General features: G+C 38.3%; 17 protein-coding genes and 1 pseudogene. 4 read left to right on the forward strand and 14 right to left on the reverse strand.

The features are described 5' to 3' along the window. Nucleotides 1-168: 168 nt before the first annotated feature. The 8 genes from ispD to NP781_RS21940 all read right to left on the reverse strand — a co-directional run bounded on the left by ispD (nucleotide 169) and on the right by NP781_RS21940 (nucleotide 8,853). Nucleotides 169-864, reverse strand: coding sequence for a 2-C-methyl-D-erythritol 4-phosphate cytidylyltransferase (ispD, locus tag NP781_RS21905; RefSeq protein ID WP_257520820.1), 696 nt, complete (start codon nucleotides 862-864; stop codon nucleotides 169-171). A gap of 11 nt (nucleotides 865-875) precedes the next feature. After that, on the reverse strand, nucleotides 876-1,961 hold the full coding sequence (locus tag NP781_RS21910) for a PIN/TRAM domain-containing protein (protein WP_257520821.1): 1,086 nt from the start codon (nucleotides 1,959-1,961) through the stop codon (nucleotides 876-878). A 285-nt stretch (nucleotides 1,962-2,246) separates the two neighbouring features. Further along, entirely contained in the window at nucleotides 2,247-3,623 is a 1,377-nt protein-coding gene (gene radA, locus NP781_RS21915; protein WP_257520822.1) for a DNA repair protein RadA, read from the reverse strand. A gap of 91 nt (nucleotides 3,624-3,714) precedes the next feature. Continuing rightward, nucleotides 3,715-6,159 (reverse strand): ATP-dependent Clp protease ATP-binding subunit, encoded by a 2,445-nt coding sequence (locus NP781_RS21920; protein ID WP_257520823.1) that lies wholly within the window; start codon nucleotides 6,157-6,159, stop codon nucleotides 3,715-3,717. Beyond that, a complete protein-coding gene (locus tag NP781_RS21925; RefSeq protein ID WP_131521806.1) occupies nucleotides 6,149-7,258 on the reverse strand; it encodes a protein-arginine kinase McsB in 1,110 nt (369 codons plus the stop codon). The genes NP781_RS21920 and NP781_RS21925 overlap by 11 nt, the downstream gene beginning before the upstream one ends. Next, entirely contained in the window at nucleotides 7,255-7,797 is a 543-nt protein-coding gene (locus NP781_RS21930) for a UvrB/UvrC motif-containing protein (RefSeq protein ID WP_004233574.1), read from the reverse strand. Before NP781_RS21930 ends, NP781_RS21925 begins: the two co-directional genes overlap by 4 nt. Nucleotides 7,798-7,810: 13 nt before the next feature. Beyond that, a complete protein-coding gene (locus NP781_RS21935; RefSeq protein WP_004233573.1) occupies nucleotides 7,811-8,281 on the reverse strand; it encodes a CtsR family transcriptional regulator in 471 nt (156 codons plus the stop codon). Nucleotides 8,282-8,547: 266 nt separating this feature from the next. Then, entirely contained in the window at nucleotides 8,548-8,853 is a 306-nt protein-coding gene (locus tag NP781_RS21940; RefSeq protein WP_004233571.1) for a DUF4870 domain-containing protein, read from the reverse strand. A gap of 125 nt (nucleotides 8,854-8,978) precedes the next feature. Between NP781_RS21940 and NP781_RS21945 the strand changes: the two genes are divergently transcribed. Together NP781_RS21945 and corA are read left to right on the forward strand one after the other, a co-directional pair. Continuing rightward, complete coding sequence (locus NP781_RS21945) at nucleotides 8,979-9,662, forward strand: class I SAM-dependent methyltransferase (protein ID WP_257520824.1); 684 nt, start codon at nucleotides 8,979-8,981, stop codon at nucleotides 9,660-9,662. A 33-nt stretch (nucleotides 9,663-9,695) separates the two neighbouring features. Next, entirely contained in the window at nucleotides 9,696-10,658 is a 963-nt protein-coding gene (corA, locus tag NP781_RS21950; protein ID WP_257520825.1) for a magnesium/cobalt transporter CorA, read from the forward strand. Nucleotides 10,659-10,701: 43 nt separating this feature from the next. Here the strand turns inward: corA and NP781_RS21955 are convergent, their stop codons facing one another. Further along, nucleotides 10,702-10,911, reverse strand: coding sequence for a hypothetical protein (locus NP781_RS21955; RefSeq protein ID WP_066038316.1), 210 nt, complete (start codon nucleotides 10,909-10,911; stop codon nucleotides 10,702-10,704). A gap of 285 nt (nucleotides 10,912-11,196) precedes the next feature. Here NP781_RS21955 and NP781_RS25695 point away from each other — a divergent pair. Both NP781_RS25695 and NP781_RS25700 read left to right on the forward strand, forming a co-directional pair. Further along, nucleotides 11,197-11,694: pseudogene (locus NP781_RS25695) on the forward strand (protoglobin family protein); the annotation flags it as partial. Nucleotides 11,695-11,862: 168 nt separating this feature from the next. Beyond that, entirely contained in the window at nucleotides 11,863-12,507 is a 645-nt protein-coding gene (locus NP781_RS25700; RefSeq protein WP_225341061.1) for a methyl-accepting chemotaxis protein, read from the forward strand. Nucleotides 12,508-12,543: 36 nt separating this feature from the next. Here NP781_RS25700 and NP781_RS21970 read toward each other — a convergent pair whose 3' ends face one another. The 5 genes from NP781_RS21970 to adh all read right to left on the reverse strand — a co-directional run bounded on the left by NP781_RS21970 (nucleotide 12,544) and on the right by adh (nucleotide 17,865). Continuing rightward, the gene (locus NP781_RS21970; protein WP_004233566.1) at nucleotides 12,544-13,023 is read right to left on the reverse strand and encodes an acyl-CoA thioesterase; all 480 of its coding nucleotides are present in this window, start codon (nucleotides 13,021-13,023) and stop codon (nucleotides 12,544-12,546) included. Nucleotides 13,024-13,092: 69 nt separating this feature from the next. Then, nucleotides 13,093-14,520 carry an aldehyde dehydrogenase family protein gene (locus NP781_RS21975; RefSeq protein ID WP_221682394.1) on the reverse strand — a complete coding sequence of 476 codons (1,428 nt, stop codon included), beginning with the start codon at nucleotides 14,518-14,520 and terminating at the stop codon, nucleotides 13,093-13,095. A 43-nt stretch (nucleotides 14,521-14,563) separates the two neighbouring features. Continuing rightward, nucleotides 14,564-15,532 (reverse strand): DUF4003 family protein, encoded by a 969-nt coding sequence (locus tag NP781_RS21980; RefSeq protein WP_257520826.1) that lies wholly within the window; start codon nucleotides 15,530-15,532, stop codon nucleotides 14,564-14,566. A gap of 431 nt (nucleotides 15,533-15,963) precedes the next feature. Further along, nucleotides 15,964-16,323 (reverse strand): DUF779 domain-containing protein, encoded by a 360-nt coding sequence (locus NP781_RS21985; protein ID WP_221682396.1) that lies wholly within the window; start codon nucleotides 16,321-16,323, stop codon nucleotides 15,964-15,966. A gap of 21 nt (nucleotides 16,324-16,344) precedes the next feature. Continuing rightward, complete coding sequence (gene adh, locus NP781_RS21990) at nucleotides 16,345-17,865, reverse strand: aldehyde dehydrogenase (RefSeq protein WP_004233561.1); 1,521 nt, start codon at nucleotides 17,863-17,865, stop codon at nucleotides 16,345-16,347. Nucleotides 17,866-18,063 lie beyond the last annotated feature (198 nt).

Genomic DNA, 18,063 nt, shown 5'->3' on the forward strand with positions numbered 1-18,063 from the left:
GCATCTAATTCGACTAGCAAAATGTCATTATTATCATACATATATAGATGAACAGATTACTAAGCAATAAGGCATTCTGACCATACAATTTTCCCCAACCAAAACAAATAAAAAAGACTATCCATCCTCAAAAAACTACGAATGAATAGCCTCTATAAATAATATTTCTTAATGATTGTATGATCCACGCTTACGCAAGATTGCCTCACCAAATACTAAGTCTTCTTGTGTTGTCATTTTTACATTTTCATAACTACTTTCTACGATGTGTACCTGATGTCCGAGACGCTCCATTAGCATTGACTCATCTGTCCCAAGAAAACCTACCTTTTCAGCTACGTCCTCCGCTTCCATAATTAATTCAAAACGAAATGCTTGTGGAGTTTGCACCATCCAAAGGCTTTCTCGATCAACTGTTTCCTCTATAATGCCATTCTGTGATACTTTTTTCATCGTATCTTTCGCACGAACCCCTGCTATTGCTGCACCGTGATTATGCGCGTTCTGTACAAGCTTTGCAATGATATCATGCGTAATAAACGGGCGTGCTGCGTCATGGACAAGCACAATATCTACCTGTTGCATCTCTTTCATGCACGAATGGACCGAATGCTGTCGCTCAGCACCCCCATCAGGTAAACCCTTCACTTTGGTAATCCTATAGTCCTCTAGCATTTTTTGAACAAATCCACGTTCTTCTGGTTTTACAGCGAGCCAAATACCTGTGCAAGCGGGATCTTGTTGAAACACTTCTAGTGTGTGTACCAGAATAGGTTTCTCTAAAAGCTTTAAAAATAATTTATTTTGCCCTGCTCCCATACGCTTACCACTTCCAGCAGCAGGTAGAACCACTTCATATTGCATTTTCCCACATCCTAATCGTCCTTCGGCTTAGCAAATATCATACGACCTGCCGATGTTTGCAGCACACTAGTAACTGTAACTGTAATTGCCTGTCCGATATAACTACGACCACCTTCAACCACAATCATCGTACCATCATCTAAATAGGCAACTCCTTGGTTATGCTCTTTACCATCCTTTATAACCACAACCTGCATATCTTCACCTGGTATGACTACAGGTTTCACTGCATTCGCTAAATCATTGATATTTAAGACTTTTACATGATGGAGCTCACAGACTTTATTCAGGTTAAAATCATTCGTAACGATGCATGTATCGTTGCCCATTTTTTTTGCAAGACGGACAAGCTTTAAATCTACCTCTTGTACATCTTCAAAATCCTCATCCGTAATTTCAACTTTTGTCTTACGCTCATCTTGTAATTTTTTTAAAATATCTAAACCACGCCGACCTCTTGTGCGCTTTAAGGTATCAGAAGAATCAGCTATATGCTGAAGCTCTGTGAGCACAAATTGAGGTACAACTAATATACCTTCAATGAAGCCTGTTTCAGAAATATCAGCAATACGACCATCGATAATTACACTTGTATCTAGCAGTTTGTAGCTTCCACGAACCTCCTGAGCTTCAGCACCTTCAGCAGCTTTTTTCTTCGTATTGGTACTACGTAATGTAAAAAGCTGTATGAGCTCATCTCTTTTTCTAAAACCTAGTCGGAACCCTAAATACCCTAATACAAATGACAGGATGATAGGGAGTACTTCTGTGATAACAGGGAATTGTACACTATCAATGGCAAAGCCTAAAAAGTAAGCGACAATCAACCCAATTATTAAACCAAACGTACCAAATAATAAATCTCCGATAGGAACCTTAAACAGAACTTCTTCCATCCAGCTAATGAGCCTTACAAAGTAATCGGAAAATGCAAAAGATAGTGTAAACAGTAAAAGTGCGCCTAGAGCTACTGATACATAAGGATTATCTAGCCAAGGATTAGATGATAAATGAAGCAATTCGTATAATGGCGGTAAGAAAACAAGGCCCAATGCTCCTCCAATCAGTAAAAACGCAATTTGAACAAATTTTTTCACAAGCTGTCACCTCCTAATTGTTAGTTAAGATTATACATAGTTTATGGCAGAAAATCTTTCATGAGCTCAGTCAAATTCTCATTATTTTTGATGTTGTGTAACAAGGATAAGTTAGTTAGACAAAATTTTACAAATTTCTATTTTTGTTCGTAATAGATGACAATCCTTTATTCATTCATCAGCTATTATTTAGGACGATTATTCTTTTATTTGAGTTTCCGATATTCGCATCAAAAATTGAAGGAAAATGCATGTCAGATTAATATCCAACATGCACATTTTCCTTTATAACTCTCTAAAGCATGCATTTAGTGCATCTTTTATCGTTTCTACACCAACAATTTCAATTCCCTGCGGAAATTCCCAACCACCAATATTGGAAGAAGGAATGAAGGCTCTTTTAAATCCAAGCTTCGCCGCTTCAATGACCCGCTGTTCTATACGTGATACCCGACGGACCTCACCTGTTAGTCCGACCTCACCAATAAAACAATCCGTTGCACGCACTGCCTGATCCTTAAAACTAGATACAATGCTTGTCAACACTGCTAAATCTATTGCTGGCTCATCCAGCTTGACACCACCAGCAACTTTAATATATGCATCCTGAGCTTGTAGCATGAGACCCATACGCTTTTCTAGTACAGCCATTAGCAATTGTACTCGGTTTTGATCGACACCTGTGGCCATACGTTTAGGATAGTTAAAGCTTGTAGGTGTAACTAAGGATTGAATTTCTACAAGGATTGGCCTTGTCCCCTCCATTGATGCTACAATAGTTGACCCCGCCGCACCTTGTGAACGCTCCTGTAAAAATAACTCCGAAGGGTTTAGAACTTCCTTTAACCCTCCTTGAAGCATTTCAAATATAGCAATTTCATTTGTAGATCCGAAGCGGTTTTTTTGGCTTCGTAAAATACGATGATTATGATGTCTTTCCCCTTCAAAGTACAATACAGTATCCACCATATGCTCTAAAATACGTGGCCCAGCAATTTGCCCCTCTTTTGTTACATGCCCTACTAGAAAAATAGCAATGCCTTTGGTTTTAGCGATTCGCATCAGCTCAGCTGTACATTCACGAACCTGTGAGACACTACCAGGGGCGCTTGTTACTTCTGGATGAAAGACCGTTTGTATGGAATCGACAATAACAAATTTAGGCTGTACTTTATCAATGGTTTGGTTTAAAAACTCTAGGTTTGTTTCGGAGTATATGTAAAGCTCTTGAGAAATCACTCCTAAACGCTCTGCTCGTAATTTCGTTTGACGAATAGATTCCTCTCCAGAAATATAAAGTACGCGATGCCCTTTATTCGAGAGTAATGCGGAAACCTGTAATAGTAATGTTGATTTCCCTATTCCAGGATCGCCCCCAATTAATACTAGAGAACCAGGTACAATGCCCCCGCCTAATACACGATTGAGTTCGCCCATTTCTGTTGCTACACGCGATTCTTCAGTAGCTTCCACTTGGATAATCGGGATTGCCTTTTGTGTGACTGTAGCAGAATGTTGAAATGCTCCTCGTGGACCTTTTGCAACCATCTCTACTTCTTCCACCATTTTATTCCATTCACCACACCCAGGGCATCTTCCCATCCATTTAGCAGACTCATAGCCACAGCCTGAACATACAAATTTCGTTTTTTTCTTTGCCAAATTGCTTTCACCTCGAATATTTGTTCTTATCCTTAATTGTACAGAAAAAAAGACAGCTTGGCACTTAAAGCCTCACTGTCTTTCCTTGAAATTATTTAGAGATGGATACTCCCTCTTTTTTCTTTACAACAAACTCATCGTTTACGTAATCAATGATAACCTGATTACCCTTTTCTACATTACCCTTTAGTAATTCTTCCGATAATCGATCCTCTACTTGTTTTTGTAATGCACGACGTAGTGGACGAGCACCATATTGAGGGTCATAGCCTTCTTCAGCAATTTTTTCAAGTGCTGCATCAGTCAACTCTAACGAAATATCTTGCTCTTTCAAGCGTTTTGTTAAAGCATTGCCCATCATCGCAATGATTTCTTTTAAGTGCTCTTTTTCTAATGCGTGGAAGACAATCATTTCATCGATACGGTTTAAGAATTCTGGACGGAATGCTTTTTTCAATTCTTCTAACATCGTACCCTTCATGTCTTTATGCTTAGACTCTGCACCGCCTACATTGAAACCAAGGCTCTTTTGGTATTTTAATGCATCCGCACCAACGTTTGAAGTCATAATGACCACTGTATTGCGGAAGTCTACTACACGTCCCTTAGAGTCTGTTAAACGACCATCTTCAAGCACTTGTAATAGAATATTGAATACATCAGGGTGTGCCTTTTCAATTTCATCTAATAAAACGACTGAATATGGCTTACGACGAACTTTCTCTGTCAGTTGGCCACCATCATCGAAGCCTACATAGCCTGGAGGTGAACCTACTAGACGAGAAGTCGAATGTTTCTCCATATACTCGGACATATCAACACGAATCATCGCATCCTCATCGCCAAACATTACTTCAGCAAGTGCTCTTGCAAGCTCTGTTTTACCAACGCCTGTAGGTCCTAAGAAGATAAATGAACCAATTGGTCGTTTTGGATCCTTTAGGCCTGCTCTTGCACGACGTATTGCACGAGAAATTGCTTCTACCGCTTCTCCTTGCCCTACTACACGTTTGTGTAACTCTTCTTCAAGCTGTAATAACTTGGAAGATTCTTCAGAAGCAATTTTAGCTACTGGAATTCCTGTCCACATTGAGACAACTGCTGCTACATCATCCACAGTTACTTTAGATTCGGCTTTACCTTGCTCTTCTTTCCAATTTTTTCGGGTAGCTTCAATTTCATCCTTCAGCTTTTGCTCTGTATCTCTTAGTGCTGCTGCCTTTTCAAATTCTTGACCTGATACGGCTGCATTTTTTTCAGAACGAACATTTTCAAGCTTATCCTCAAGCGCCTTTAAGTTTGGTGGCACTGCGAATGAGCGTAAGCGTACTTTAGAACCCGCTTCATCGATTAAGTCAATCGCTTTATCTGGTAAGAATCGGTCAGAAATATATCTATCACTCATTTTGGCCGCTGCTTCAATCGCTTCATCTGTAATTTTCACACGGTGATGCGCTTCATAACGATCGCGTAAGCCTTGAATAATTAGAATAGCCTCTTCCACTGTCGGCTCATCCACTTGGATTGGTTGGAAACGACGCTCTAAGGCTGCATCCTTTTCAATGTACTTGCGGTACTCATCAAGTGTTGTGGCACCAATACATTGAAGTTCACCACGTGCTAAAGATGGTTTTAAGATATTTGATGCATCAATCGCACCTTCAGCACCACCCGCGCCAATTAATGTATGCAATTCGTCAATAAATAAAATGATGTTGCCTGCTTGGCGAATTTCATCCATCACTTTTTTCAAACGATCTTCAAATTCTCCACGATATTTTGTACCTGCAACAACTGTCCCCATATCTAAGGTCATTACACGTTTGTCACGAAGGATTTCTGGAACTTCATTATTAATAATTTGCTGTGCCAATCCTTCAGCAATCGCTGTTTTACCAACACCTGGCTCACCAATCAATACAGGGTTATTTTTCGTACGACGCGATAAAACCTCAATAACTCGTGTAATTTCCTTGCTTCGGCCAATGACAGGGTCTAATGTACCTTCACGTGCAATTTGTGTTAAATCACGTGCTAGGCTATCTAATGTTGGTGTATTGGCAGCTTGAGCTGCTTGTTGGCCAGATTGTGCATTATCATTATTACCTAATAGCAATAATACTTGCTGGCGAGCTTTATTTAAGCCGACTCCCGCATTGTTTAAAACGCGAGCTGCCACGCCCTCACCCTCACGTATAAGCGCCAATAATAAATGCTCTGTACCGATATAGGAGTGACCCAATTTACGTGACTCATCAACAGATAATTCAATTACTTTTTTAGCTCTTGGCGTATAATGAACGATTGGACCGACATCTTCTTTGCCCTTACCAACTAATTCTTCAATGCCAGCTTCAATCGTTTGAGGACTAATATCAATGGCTTCTAACGCTTTCGCAGCAATACCGCCGCCTTCACGTATAAGCCCTAATAGAATATGCTCTGTACCGATAGATTCGTGCTTCCAACGAATAGCCTCTTCCTGAGCAAGCTGTAATACTTTTTGCGCGCGTTGTGTAAAACGATTAAACATCATATAAATCCTCTCCTTTTTCCCCATTTATAGGCTTATTCGCATGTTCTTGGGATAATGTCTCACGAAGCATCTCCGCTCGTACACGATCCCGTTCAGCAGGTGGTAATGCCTCACCTGCATAGTGCTGTAAAAAACCTGGTTGCATACTAACAACACATTCATTTAAGGTCGTTGCTTGTATACCATCAATCAATTGTAAATCTACTCCTAAACGAACATTAGATAGGCAAGTAGCAGCTTCCTCACTTGTTAAAATCCTTGCATGTGTAAGTGTGCCTAAAGCTCGATAGACGCGATCTTCTAGCGCAAGCTCTGCCTTTTCCATTAATTTACCTCTTGCATGTCGCTCTTTTTGAATAATCTTTTCAGCGACACTTTGTATATCTGCTAATATATCTTCCTCTGTCTTCCCAAGTGTAATTTGGTTAGAGACTTGATAAACATTCCCTAGATTTTCGCTTCCTTCACCATATATGCCTCTTACAGTCATTCCTAAGCGTGTCATGGCATTTATAATTTGATTCATTTGCCCAGTTAATGTAAGAGCGGGTAAATGCATCATGACGGATGCTCGTAGCCCCGTACCAATATTCGTTGGACAGCTTGTTAAATAACCAAAAGTATCTCGAAAAGCATATGGTAATACTTTCTCTAGGATACGATCAATCTTATTTGCTTGTTCATAGGCACTTTGAAGTTGAAAACTTGCTGTCATACATTGAATGCGTAAATGATCCTCTTCATTCACCATAATGCTAACGGATTCATCTTCAGAGAGTAGTATAGAGCCCACTTGCTCTTTTTTAGCCAGTTGCGGGCTAATCAAATGCTTTTCTACAAGAATTTGACGCTGTAAAGGGGTTAAATCCTTTATAGCAAAATAAGCATAATCATTTTGAAGCGTTGGGCTATCGCTGATTGCATGTGTAACGGCCTGTTCCACTTGCAGTGCCTCATTTTCTGAAAATGCTAATGGAAAACGATAGCCATCTAAATTTCGTGCAAGGCGGATCCGTGTACTAATGACGATATCTGAGTAATCATCTTTGATATGCATCCATGTTGGTGTCGCACGCTCTAAAAATGATTCAATCATCATGTCACATCACCACCTTCAAATTGTAGATGCTTCTCTAGCTCTTTGACTTCATCACGTAGCTTCGCCGCTTCTTCAAACTGTTCTTCATCTACGGCGGATTTCATACGCTTGCGGATATCCTCTATTTGCTTTTTAATAACATACACATTACTGCGAGCACCAGGCATTTTACCAATGTGTTGTGGACCTGCCTGAATACGATTAAAAAGCTTTGGCAAATGATCTCCAAATGTGTCATAACAGCTTGGGCACCCGAATTTTCCTTCTTTTAAAAATTGCTTATACGAAAATCCACATTGTGGGCATGTTTGCTGCTGTGGTTGTACCTGTTGTTTTTCCCCCACCTTTTGCCATGTAGGAGAGCCAAACCAGTTAGACAATAACTGTTGAATAGATACTGGCTCTTGTTTAAACTCTGCATGAAATGGATGGAATTGTGAGGCGCAGACGTCACAATAATGATGCTCTACTTTTTGCCCACTTTGAACTTGTGTTACTGTAACTGTCGCATTACGTTGTTTACAATGTTCGCATATCATTTCCATCACCTCACTATTTTTGTTGTTCATATTTTATTGTTGTCAGCATTGCTCGCAATATTTTTGATCGAATGACATCTCTTAATGGGAGATGCAAGTCGATCGTGGAGCGATCAATTGCTGCTAACATTAATTTCGCTTCTCGCTTGGAAATTACCTGCTCATCAATGAGTCGGTAAACCAAATCTTCTGCCATCGTTTGTGATGCCCCACCTTCAATTTGCCTGAGAACATCGTCGATCAAATCAATCTGTGAATTCGCGCGGACACGTAAAATTCGAATGTATCCACCACCACCACGTTTGCTCTCAACAAGGTAACCCCGCTCGGCAGTAAATCTTGTATTAATAACATAATTTATTTGTGATGGTACACATTGAAATTTATCAGCAATTTCACTACGTTTAATTTCAATATGCCCTTCCCCACCTAATTCAAGTACTTGCTTTAAGTAACCCTCTATGATGTCTGATATATTACGCATTTTAGGAATACACCTCGCTTGCTTCACTGACTTTGACTATCTTTGACTTTCTTTGAGTATATTATACAAAACGCTTGAAAAAAATTGCAATGATTTCGCCCATAGAAAAGTGGAAAGTCTTGAAAATGGCTTTTTAATAACCGAAAAAGGCACTTTTCGATCATTTGTTTACGGTTTAATAATTTCCTCATACACCTAATGTACCCTTATTCGTCATAGAAAAAACGCAAGCATATGCAACTAGCATATACTTGCGTCTATGAAAATTATACCCAGCGACCAACAATTGGATAACGCCAAGGTTCATCAGACAATGCTTTTACGATACCGATAATCGGTACCACAAATAGCATAATGCCGAAAATGATTAAAAATGGTAAGCCAATAAGGACAAAGCTTAAAACAACAGAGATAGCAATTAAAACACCCATGACAATTTGGAATAGCAGTGCTTGAATAGAAATTGCCTTTATTTCCTCATCCGAACTAATTAAAAAGAAAATAATGGGCACTAACCATGGCGCAAAAAATGCACTTGCGTGTATGATTACTTTAGACCATTTAGACTCCATATATATCAACCCTTTCTTTGAACTTTATTCTATGTTTTATGTACTACTATTTACGAAACTATACCCGCAATAGTTTCACATTAAGAAGGATTTTTTAAAATTTTTTTGAAAGGCTGTGAGGAGCGTTGGAATTTAACAACACATTAGCAAATGAATATGAAAAGGGTATTCGCCGTACATTGCCTAGTTATGATACCATGCTACGTTTAATACAAACTTTTTATCATTCTAGGCTATCAGAAAATGCTAACATGTTAGTCGTGGGAGCAGGGAGTGGCAATGAAATTATACAGCTTGCAGAAGGAAGACCTCACTGGTCATTTACTGGCATTGATCCATCAGAATCCATGCTTACTATAGCTAAAGAGCGTTTGCTCACTCTACCAAATAATATGTCATTCCATCAGGCTACAATACTAGATGCTTCGCTGTCCTCTACTCAGTATGATGCAGCAAGTTGTGTTCTCGTCTTGCATTTTATTCACGATTATAAAGAAAAGCTAGAAACAATAAAAGCAATAGCAAGACATTTGAAACCTGGAGCACCGTTTGTCCTTGTTTCAAAATATGGTCAGCTAGGATCTTTAGAAACAGAACTACAATTTGATTTATGGCGTTCTTATTGGCTACAGCATACTAGACTTTCTTTATCCGAAGTAGCAGAGATGGAAAAATCCATTCGTTCCCTTTCTTTTATGAGTGAAGAGGAAATTTTAACACTTTTACAAAGTGCGGGCTTTACTAAACCTTCTAGATTTTTTGCCACTACTTTGTTCGGTGGTTGGGTATGCTTTAAAGAGGATCGCTAACTATTTTGTAGTAAATAATTTGAGGTGAAAACCGTGATAAGCACCATTGGCATTACAAAGCAGCAACAATTGTTAAAGGATTTTCCATTAGAAGAGATTCATCAGCAAGAATTTGAATGGTATTGGGTTGATTTTAATTGTCCTACAACAGAGGAAGAATTATTGTTGGATACATTTTTCCACTTTCACCCTCTTGCTATTGAAGATTGCTTAATGAGGTTGCAGCGTCCTAAGCTCGATTTCTATGATGATTTTCATTTCTTTGTCATTCATCGAGTAAACGAAGAGACGTTAGCTGCGGAGGAGGTTAATATTTTTGCCTCCAATAAATTCATCATAACCTTCCATAAAAATCCTGTCCCTGAGATAGAGAAGGTGCAAAAAATGCTGGAAAACCAACCGAAGAATTGGGAGCGAGGTACTGTATACCTAACGTATCAAACCATTGATAAAATTGTTGATAGTTATTTTCCACTCGTTTACAAAATTGAAGATCATCTAAATGCTTTAGAAGGTGAACTTACATACCAAAGTAATGTAAATGCCATGAAAATTGTCTTCGAGTTCCGTAGTGACTTGCTTGACTTAAGACGTACTATTTTACCAATGCGTGATCTTTTATATCGCATTCTTAATTCTTACCGTTTCTCACTAAAAAAATCGGAGAGAGCTTATTTTGGAGATATCTACGACCATCTACTTAAGCTAACAGAGATGGTTGAATCTAATCGAGAGCTTACAGCAGATATGCGAGATAGTTATATGGCTATGAGTTCTAGCCGAATGAACGGCATTATGATGACTTTAACAATTGTATCAACTATCTTTATACCACTTACCTTCATTGCTGGTGTGTATGGGATGAATTTCGATAACATGCCTGAGCTACATGGGCAATACAGCTATTTTATTGTACTCGGGATTATGATAATTATCGTTATCTTTATGTTGGCCGTCTTTAAACATAAAGGCTGGTTTAAACTGTTTAAACCATAAAAAGACTGCTCGTTTTAATAAAAACGAGCAGTTTTTTAATCTATTAATATGGTCCTCTGTCATCAATCTTATTATCACCTTGCTGTGGAAATAAAAAGTACGCTAATACCCCTGATCCCAAAGCTGCACATATTGTAATTAATAATTGCTCAATATCTGGTACCTCAGCATGATAGTTTCGTAGCATATAAACAGAGCCAATGGCAACAATCACCATAACAGGAATAACAAATTTAAAACGTTTTTTCTCCATACCACCCCTCCTTCCATTTTTATTTTCGTACGATTTTTATATTGCTAAACAGTTCGTATTTTACAGGTTTCCTATTTTAAATTCAAATTTACATTGCTTCACCATTTGGACTAACAATAAAGTAAAAAAAATAAAGAAATAACCAATTTTTTAACCAAATATTCAGCAAATAATAGTAAAATAGATTTAATACCATTTATTTATTAAATTTACAAACCTAACAAATTTCAAAAGTGCTTATTTACTTACAATTTATTATGGATATTAAGAATGGAGCAAATAATAATGAGTTGGTTTTCAAAAAATAGTAGTGCTAGCTACTCAATTACATTAACACCTGAAAATTTTAAGAGCAGTGTACAATTAGATGTATTGAACCACCCCAACCTTCAAAAACAATTACAACTTTTAAATTTAACTCTTGAGGATTTAGCTATCATTAAGCAACTACAGCCTTTAGCTAAAGACTTAATTCCTGAAATGGTGGAGAAATTTTATGCAGCCATTAGTTTGAGCCAAGATTTACTTGATATTATTAATAAAACATCACATATTGATCGTTTAAAAATCACGTTACATAAACATTTAAGTGACATTTTTGAAAGTCATATTAATGATGCATATATTGCTGAACGAAAAGCCATTGCTGAGACTCACGTTCGAATTGGCTTGCAATCAAAGTGGTATATTGCCTCATTCCAGTCACTCACTACTACTTTTGCAAACTTTGTGAACGAGGTAGATATTTCCAAAACAGATGCTATTCGTGCTATAAACGCTTTTTGTAAAATCATTAATTTTGAGCAACAACTCGTGATTGAGGCATATGAAAAAGAGGAAGAACGTATTCGCTCAGCAGCAGATGCAACAAAAAATTCCCTTGTAACGACGATCCAAAGTACTGCAGAGGAGCTTAATGCCATTAGTGAAGAAACAGCCGCATCACTATTAGTGATTTCCTCACAAACAGATGATATTGCTGTAGCAACCAAGCAAGGATTGAGTTTCGTAGCAGATACACAAGAAAAATCAAGACGAGGCCAACAGCAATTGAAAGAACAAAATGATTTAATCCAAGTTATTTTGCAAAGTGTCAATGGTCTTGAAGTAACGATGAACCAACTACGTACCTCTTCTCAAAAAATTTCTGAAATCGTTGGGCTAGTTACAGGCATTGCTGATCAAACCAATTTATTAGCATTAAATGCTTCTATTGAAGCTGCTCGAGCTGGAGAACATGGGAAAGGTTTTGCAGTGGTGGCTGAGGAAGTTCGTAAACTTGCTGAGGAAACAAAAAATGCCGTCCAAAATGTTTCTCATCTTATTAAGGACACAGAAAGTAATATTACGACTATGGCTAATTCAGTTATTAATGTTGATCAAAAAATTCAACATAGTGTCAATACACAAGAAAGCTTATCCAAGTCATTTAATGATATTGCTGATGCAGTTTCTGGCATTCAGCAGCAATACGTAAATACATCTAGAGATATTTCAGCCATTTCTAATTTAATCACTGAATTATCGCAGGGCGCTACGCTAGTCTCTTCTTCTTCCGACTCGCTCATTAATGTTGTCAATGAACTAAATATGTAAAATAAAAAGGGAACTCATTTAGAGTTCCCTTTTTCCTTAATGCGGCAATGCACGTTTTTGTTTACGGTGCTCTCGTCTTGCTGGCCCAGTTTCAAATAAACGCTTCTCTTCATCTGTTTCAGGATAGATTGAGGGAACTGGTACGGGTTTCCCTTCCTCATTTACTGCAACCATCGTGACAAATGATTCTGTCGTTAATTTTTCCTCGCCAGTCTCAATATTGCGAGAAACAACGCGAACATAAACCTCCATTGAAGAACGTCCTGTAGACGAAACAATACTCTCAATTTCAAGAATATCTCCTACATGTGCAGCGGATAAAAAATCAACCGAGTCAATAGAAGCTGTCACTACAAGGCCTTTAGCATGTTTCATTGCTGTAATAGCAGCGATTTCATCAATATAAGCTAACACTCTTCCACCGAAAATAGAATTGTGATTATTTGTGTCTGGGGGTAATACGAGACGCGATTGAACCGTACGTGATTGGCTCATGGGTACAGCGTTGTTTGGCATAATTCTTGCAACTTCCCTTCTCATGTTGTTCTTTCGTCATCGTATCGCAGAAAAAGAGCTGATGCAAATTTAGAACGATTTTTTCATCGAAATAAATTTCATATCAGTCATTTCTTCTATAGCCCACTTAATTCCTTCACGTCCATAACCACTCATCTTTACTCCACCATATGGCATGTTATCTACTCGGAATGTCGGAATATCATTTATAATGACAGCACCAGCCTGTAATTCATCTGCTGCATATAAAGCATCTGACAATATATTCGTGTAAATACCTGCATTTAGGCCAAGGTCCGACTCATTTACAAGTCGAATTGCGTCGTCTAATGTTTCATATGAAACAATTGAGACGATTGGTGCGAAGGTTTCCTGACAAACAATTTTCATATCAGCTGACACATTCGTCATAACTGTTGGCGTTAAAGTACGTTCAGTAAATACGCCTCCAGTTGCAATCGTAGCCCCCTGCTCTTGTGCCTCCTCAATCCATTCCCTGATGCGTTCCACCTCATTTGGGTTTATCATGGCACTAACATCTGTAGTCTTCTCTAATGGATCTCCTACTATAAGCCTTTCTGTTTCTGCAACAAATGCTTTAGTAAATTCATCAATAATGGAAGAATGCACATATATACGTTGTAACGAAATGCATACTTGTCCAGCAAAGTTAAAAGCACCGCTTACACAACGACCAATAATTTTATTTATTGGCGTAGATGGTTCGACAATTACTGCTGCATTAGAACCTAGCTCTAAAGTTACTTTACGTAAGCCTACTTTTTCTTTAATTTTCAAGCCAACTTTACCACTTCCTGTAAAGGTTACTTTTTTGACGTATGGATGTGTGACAAGTGTATCACTTAGCTCGCCTCCACTTCCTGTCACAATTTGTAATGCCCCATCCGGTAATCCGGCCTCTCGGAAAATCTCAGCCATAACGATAGCACTTAGTGGCGTTTGTGTTGCTGGCTTTAATACAACTGTATTGCCTACTGCAAATGCTGGACCTAACTTATGTGCCACTAAATTGAATGGAAAATTAAAAGGCGTAATGGCTGATATTACACCTAAAGGTTCTCTTTTTGTCCAGCCTATTCGATCTCCTGCTCCAGGGGCTGCATCCATTGGAACAGTCTCACCTTTTGACTGTTTAGCTCCCTCAGCCGCAAATTGATAGGTTGCGATTGTACGGTCAATTTCAGCTAAACCTGCAACAATAGGTTTTCCAGCCTCTAAGGCTAAAATCTCTGCTAGTTCTTCTTTTCTTTGTCGCATTATATCAACGACTTTATATAATATTTCGGCACGTTCGTAGGCTGTTGTCTTTTTAAACGATTGGAATGCCTGCTGCGCACCTTCGATAGCTTTCTCTACATCTTGAATAGATGCTTTAGCTACATGAGCAATAACCTCACCGCTATATGGAGAAGCTAGCTCATAGCTTTCCTCTGCATCAATCCACTGACCATTAATCCAAAGTTTTGTTTCCTTCATCCTTCAAATGCACCTCCAAATAATCATGTTCTTCTTTATTCTATCACGAAGAACTTGAGCTAGATGCAATGGCAGCTGCACTAACCGCTGCGATCATTGCTGCTTGCTGTGCTTGGATTAATAGCTCAATAGAAGACATAATGGTCATGGACAAAGACTTTTGTACCTTTGCCATATCATAAATAGCAATTTGTACAGCCATAAAGAGCACAAATTCACGATGCCATTTTAATAACTTCATGTCTTTTAATTCATGGTATAAATCAATCAACCCTTGAAGTTGTGCTTTATTCAGATTAAGTATGGCTAAAAAGCCAAGTAAAGGATAATGCATAGCCTTGACTTTAACGTTTTGCTTTTTGAGCCCATCACGAAGTGTCACAACATCTGGTACTAGCTGACCATCAAATTTGGATGATAAAAATGTTAATACCTGTGAAAGCCATTGGAGCTCATTGCCAGCATTAAAATTATAAGTTCTTAGTTCTTTATAGTATCGATTCATGGTATCCGCGCGTAATTCAACATCATCAGATGGACTGCTTAATAATATGGCATAAGGAATATCCTCATATGAGGTTAAAAATGGATGATGTTTACGTATGGCATCAAATAAGGCTCTAGCCGCCTGTGCATGTGTCTTTTTATCCTGTTCATCCTCCGTCAAAAATTGTGCTCCGATATAGCTAAAATTGCCGCTTCTGAATTTCGCCTGCTTTAAGATGCTCACATTTGTAAGTAAATTCTTTACTGCCTTTTCTGCATCACCTTGCTCCATGAGGTTGGCAGCAATACTATATCCAACTGTTGTTCGTAAAGGAGACAGCCAAGAAGATTGCTTCTTCATCTCTTGTAAAACATTTTTATACTTCGTTGCATCAAAAGTTTTTCCTGACGCTACAAATGTACTAGCAATAGCTAATACAATTTTACGGTCCACCGTCCAGCCTGCAGCCTTTGATACGTCCTCTACTGTATTAACAAATTCATTTTCAATCATCACATAATCCATATTTTTCACACTCCTTTACCCGTTTTACGTAACATAATGTAAGAAAGATTCACCCTCTTTGTAACAATTAACATAAAAAGTAAACATAATTTAATGTATGTTACTTACTTTATTTGATTTAATAGAAAATATTAACAACCTATAAAGGAGGTATGGCCGATGTTAGCAAAAACCACAAAGAAACTATTATTTACCATGACCTTAAAGGATCGATTAAATCTATTCCTTTTTCTAAGGAATTCATCCAATAATATCGCTTTACATACTCTTTTCCATAAAAATTAATATCGAAACACTTGAACGCCCAAAATCAATACTCAATATAAGAAAAGAGTCATGTGTTCTAAAGCCTCCCTTTCCATACAATAACTTTTCTACTTCCAGATAAAAAAACAGCGGCAGAAAAACTTTGCCGCTGTACAGATAACTTGTTAAATTAACCCTAGCTCTTGCACTTCTTCAGATGTGAAGGCTCTCGACCTTGTTAGGAAACGTTTTCCTTCTACGCCCTCGAGTGAAAACATGCCGCCTCTGCCATCCACCACATCCAATATGATTTGTGTATGCTTCCAGTAATCATATTGATTTTTATGCATATAGAAAGGAGCACCACCCACTTCACCAAGGCACACATCCTGATCTCCTATTAGCAAATCCCCTTCTGGATAACACATTGGTGAGGAGCCATCACAGCATCCACCTGATTGATGAAACATAACAGGTCCATGTTTCTCTTTTAATAGATCGATTAGTGCTAGCGCTTCTTCCGTAGCTAATACACGTTCAACCACGCTCATGCACCTCCCTACGAATTAGAAGAAACCAAGTTTGTTTTCGCTATAGCTAACTAATAAGTTTTTCGTTTGTTGGTAATGCGCTAACATCATTTTATGATTTTCACGACCAACACCAGACATTTTGTAGCCACCGAATGCAGCATGTGCAGGATATGCATGGTAACAGTTTGTCCAAACACGACCAGCTTGAATTTCACGACCGAAGCGATATGCCGTATTAATATCTCTCGTCCAAACACCTGATCCTAAACCATATAATGTATCATTAGCAATTTCCAATGCTTCCTCTTTCGTTTTAAATGTCGTGACAGCAACTACTGGTCCGAAAATTTCTTCTTGGAATATACGCATTTTATTATGCCCTTTGAAAACAGTTGGTTTAATGTAGTAGCCATTTTCGAAGCCTTCACCTACATTATTTTTGTCTCCTCCAATTAGACATTCTGCACCTTCTTGCTTACCAATATCTAAATAAGAAAGAATTTTTTCCATTTGCTCACTAGATGCCTGTGCACCCATCATTGTGTTTGGATCAAGTGGGTTGCCAACTTTAATGGCTTCTACTCGCTGTAATACGCGCTCCATAAATTTATCGTAAATAGATTCTTGAATTAGTGCACGTGAAGGACAAGTACATACTTCCCCTTGATTTAGAGCGAATAGCACAAAGCCCTCAACAGCTTTATCTAAAAAGGCATCATCTTTATCCATAATATCTTCAAAGAATATGTTTGGCGACTTACCACCCAGTTCTAATGTTACTGGAATAAGGTTTTGAGAAGCATATTGCATAATTAAACGCCCTGTTGTTGTCTCACCTGTAAAGGCAATCTTACCAATGCGTGGATTTGATGCAAGCGGTTTCCCTGCTTCTAAGCCAAATCCATTCACAACATTAATGACACCTGGTGGTAGTAAATCTTCTATTAATTCTAAAAGCACCATAATCGATGCTGGTGTTTGTTCTGCAGGTTTTAATACGACACAGTTTCCAGCTGCAAGTGCTGGCGCAAGCTTCCATACAGCCATTAATAACGGGAAGTTCCAAGGTATGATTTGGCCGACTACGCCAATTGGCTCGTGGAAATGATAAGCAACTGTATCGTTATCAATTTGGCTTACTGAGCCCTCTTGAGCACGTAATACCCCAGCAAAATAACGAAAATGATCAATTGCAAGAGGGATGTCTGCATTTAATGTTTCGCGTACCGCTTTACCGTTATCCCATGTTTCAGCAACGGCTAGCTTTTCTAAATTTTGCTCGATACGGTCCGCAATTTTAAGTAAAATGTTTGCGCGTTCGGTTGGTGATGTTTTGCCCCATGCATCCTTAGCAGCATGTGCCGCATCTAATGCATGTTCAATATCCTCAGCTGTGGAACGTGCTATTTGTGTAAAAACTTGTCCAGTAACAGGAGTAACGTTATCAAAGTACTGACCCTTCACTGGGGGTGTCCATTCGCCACCGATATAATTATCATATTTCTCTTTGAATTGAACTACCGATCCTTCAGTGTTTGGAAATGCATAAACCATTTTACTTCTCCCCTTTACACAATTTAATGAGAACTATCTACAAAAAACGTTATTTTATATCGGAATAACAATATTTTCATAGAAACCCTCTCACCTAATATATTGTCAGAAACATAAAATAATTTCAACTTTTTCAAAAACTTTTCCAACTAATTTATTTTTGCTAGAAAAGCTTCTAGCATTCACTGTATGTGCGAC

It is taken from the genome of Lysinibacillus sp. FN11 (assembly GCF_024628845.1).
GTDB lineage: Bacteria > Bacillota > Bacilli > Bacillales_A > Planococcaceae > Lysinibacillus > Lysinibacillus capsici.

What these genes read in the sequence shown, in the direction of transcription:
- NP781_RS21940 (WP_004233571.1), bottom strand. Translation starts at nt 8,853, where the DNA reads ATGGAGTCTAAATGGTCTAAAGTAATCATACACGCAAGTGCATTTTTT.
- adh (WP_004233561.1), bottom strand. Translation starts at nt 17,865, where the DNA reads ATGGTTTATGCATTTCCAAACACTGAAGGATCGGTAGTTCAATTCAAA.
- ispD (WP_257520820.1), bottom strand. Translation starts at nt 864, where the DNA reads ATGCAATATGAAGTGGTTCTACCTGCTGCTGGAAGTGGTAAGCGTATG.
- NP781_RS21930 (WP_004233574.1), bottom strand. Translation starts at nt 7,797, where the DNA reads ATGATATGCGAACATTGTAAACAACGTAATGCGACAGTTACAGTAACA.
- NP781_RS21975 (WP_221682394.1), bottom strand. Translation starts at nt 14,520, where the DNA reads ATGAAGGAAACAAAACTTTGGATTAATGGTCAGTGGATTGATGCAGAG.
- NP781_RS21980 (WP_257520826.1), bottom strand. Translation starts at nt 15,532, where the DNA reads ATGGATTATGTGATGATTGAAAATGAATTTGTTAATACAGTAGAGGAC.
- NP781_RS21920 (WP_257520823.1), bottom strand. Translation starts at nt 6,159, where the DNA reads ATGATGTTTAATCGTTTTACACAACGCGCGCAAAAAGTATTACAGCTT.
- NP781_RS21955 (WP_066038316.1), bottom strand. Translation starts at nt 10,911, where the DNA reads ATGGAGAAAAAACGTTTTAAATTTGTTATTCCTGTTATGGTGATTGTT.
- NP781_RS21935 (WP_004233573.1), bottom strand. Translation starts at nt 8,281, where the DNA reads ATGCGTAATATATCAGACATCATAGAGGGTTACTTAAAGCAAGTACTT.
- NP781_RS21925 (WP_131521806.1), bottom strand. Translation starts at nt 7,258, where the DNA reads ATGATGATTGAATCATTTTTAGAGCGTGCGACACCAACATGGATGCAT.
- NP781_RS21970 (WP_004233566.1), bottom strand. Translation starts at nt 13,023, where the DNA reads ATGCCAAACAACGCTGTACCCATGAGCCAATCACGTACGGTTCAATCG.